The 1,653-nt window shown below is 35.4% G+C and carries 2 protein-coding genes and 1 pseudogene; 2 read left to right on the top strand and 1 reads right to left on the bottom strand.

The annotated features are described in order from the left end of the window. Positions 1–254: IS1 family transposase (locus L0G63_RS13650; RefSeq protein WP_367618371.1), on the bottom strand; the 254-nt coding region annotated here is incomplete at its 3' end. Positions 255–626: 372 nt separating this feature from the next. Between L0G63_RS13650 and L0G63_RS13645 the strand changes: the two are divergent. Together L0G63_RS13645 and L0G63_RS13640 are read left to right on the top strand one after the other, a co-directional pair. After that, positions 627–849: pseudogene (locus L0G63_RS13645) on the top strand (IS1595 family transposase); the annotation flags it as partial. 158 nt (positions 850–1,007) lie between these two features. Beyond that, on the top strand, positions 1,008–1,559 hold the full coding sequence (locus L0G63_RS13640) for a carboxymuconolactone decarboxylase family protein (protein WP_301451142.1): 552 nt from the start codon (positions 1,008–1,010) through the stop codon (positions 1,557–1,559). Positions 1,560–1,653 lie beyond the last annotated feature (94 nt).

Genomic DNA, 1,653 nt, shown 5'->3' with positions numbered 1-1,653 from the left:
TATTCTCCTGTTAGTGGATTATAAGCAGTTACACAGAGTTTGGGAAACTCCCGACGCCAGCCTCTCACTGTCATTAGCCGTATTTTATCTTCTATTCTAGAGTGACAGCCGTTATAAGTTAGGGCATGATCGCCAATAAACTGGCGTTTGCAGTCCTTACATTGATAGTTCTGCTTGCCATAGCTTTTTTTGCCGTTTTTCTTTAAACTGGGACTGTGACAGTCGGGGCAATTGATCTGTATTTGTGTCTTCATAACCTCAAATATATCATCTTGCTTCGGCTGTCACCCTTCTTTTATTACTCCAGCATACTTTTTGATACACCACCCTATTTTGTAATATCATTCTATATCTAAATAGATATTGATGATAAATTCATCTATGCGCATCTCATGACTCCGTTGTATTCTTGGTCGAAAACACTAGATTAGTGCTCTGCTCTTCTTTTTTCAATCACTTTCAAAGTTGAAAGTGGGGTATAAGTCGATAAATTGTTAAAAACATTTATTCAATAATGGAATTTATATATTCTATTTATGAATTAATTCTTTCGCTGATAAAAACCTACAATAATATTACTAATATTTAAAGGCTGTAGTATATAACTATTATAGTGGGCTAACTTTATGAAGATAATCTATTGTAAACTAAGTGGAAAAAGCCTATAGAAGTATCTTAGAGTTTTTCATGATTGAAGTAATTGCAAAAACAGCAGCATATCTACTCAATATTTAACCTAACACTGATGCGCTTTTTTATCATAGAATTAAACTTTTGATGGATTACTATCTCTCATTACAACCTGATGATCTGTTTAATAATAAGATCGAGTTAGATGAAAGTTACTTTGAAAGTGTATGCAAAGGTAAAAGAGAGCAAGTTTAGGTTTAACTATGGGCCACCATCTCATCAGCTTAAAACGCTGAGAAAATGGTGCGATATTTAGTCCTTATCTACTACAGCATCAATATTAATGAATTTAAAACTGCCTAAAAAAGGAAAAGTTAATGGCGCGTCTAACTGTAAACACTGTTGAAACCGTTCCAGAAAAAGCCAAAGAGCGTATTGCGGCAGTCGAAAAAGCAAACGGCTTTATCCCTAACTTAATCGGCGTATTATCAAACTCACCCCAAGCGTTAGAGATGTATCAAGAAGTTGGGAAAATGAATAGTCGTAATAGCTTAACTTCTGAAGAGATTGAGGTTGTACAGATTACCGCTGCAGCTCACAATGGTTGCGACTTCTGTATAGCAGGTCATACTAAGGTTGCTACGAAACTAAAAATGCCAGAAAATGTACTAAACGCTTTACGTGAACGTACCAATATCGAAGATAACGCTAAATACCAAGCGATTGCTCAATTTGTTATGCAATTAATTGACAAACGTGGTCAAGTCTCAGATAGCGAATTACAAGCCATTAAAGATGCAGGTTATAACGACACCAATATTCTTGATATCGTGATGGGGGTTGCCTTAGCAACTCTTTGCAACTATGCGAATAATATAGCTAAAAATGACATTAACCCAGAGTTACAACATTTCGCTCCAAAAAAATAAAGCTAATGTAATCAGGAAATCGTTGAGATTTTGCATATTTGGAGACCATCCCGAATTCTGTGTAACTGCCGTTTAGATTAAATGCTTGCTGATA

The organism is Psychrobacter sp., assembly GCF_030454045.1.
Classification (GTDB): Bacteria; Pseudomonadota; Gammaproteobacteria; order Pseudomonadales; family Moraxellaceae; genus Psychrobacter.
The sequence above is the reverse complement of the archived record's forward strand: the minus strand, read 5'-3'. Positions and strand labels throughout refer to the sequence as shown.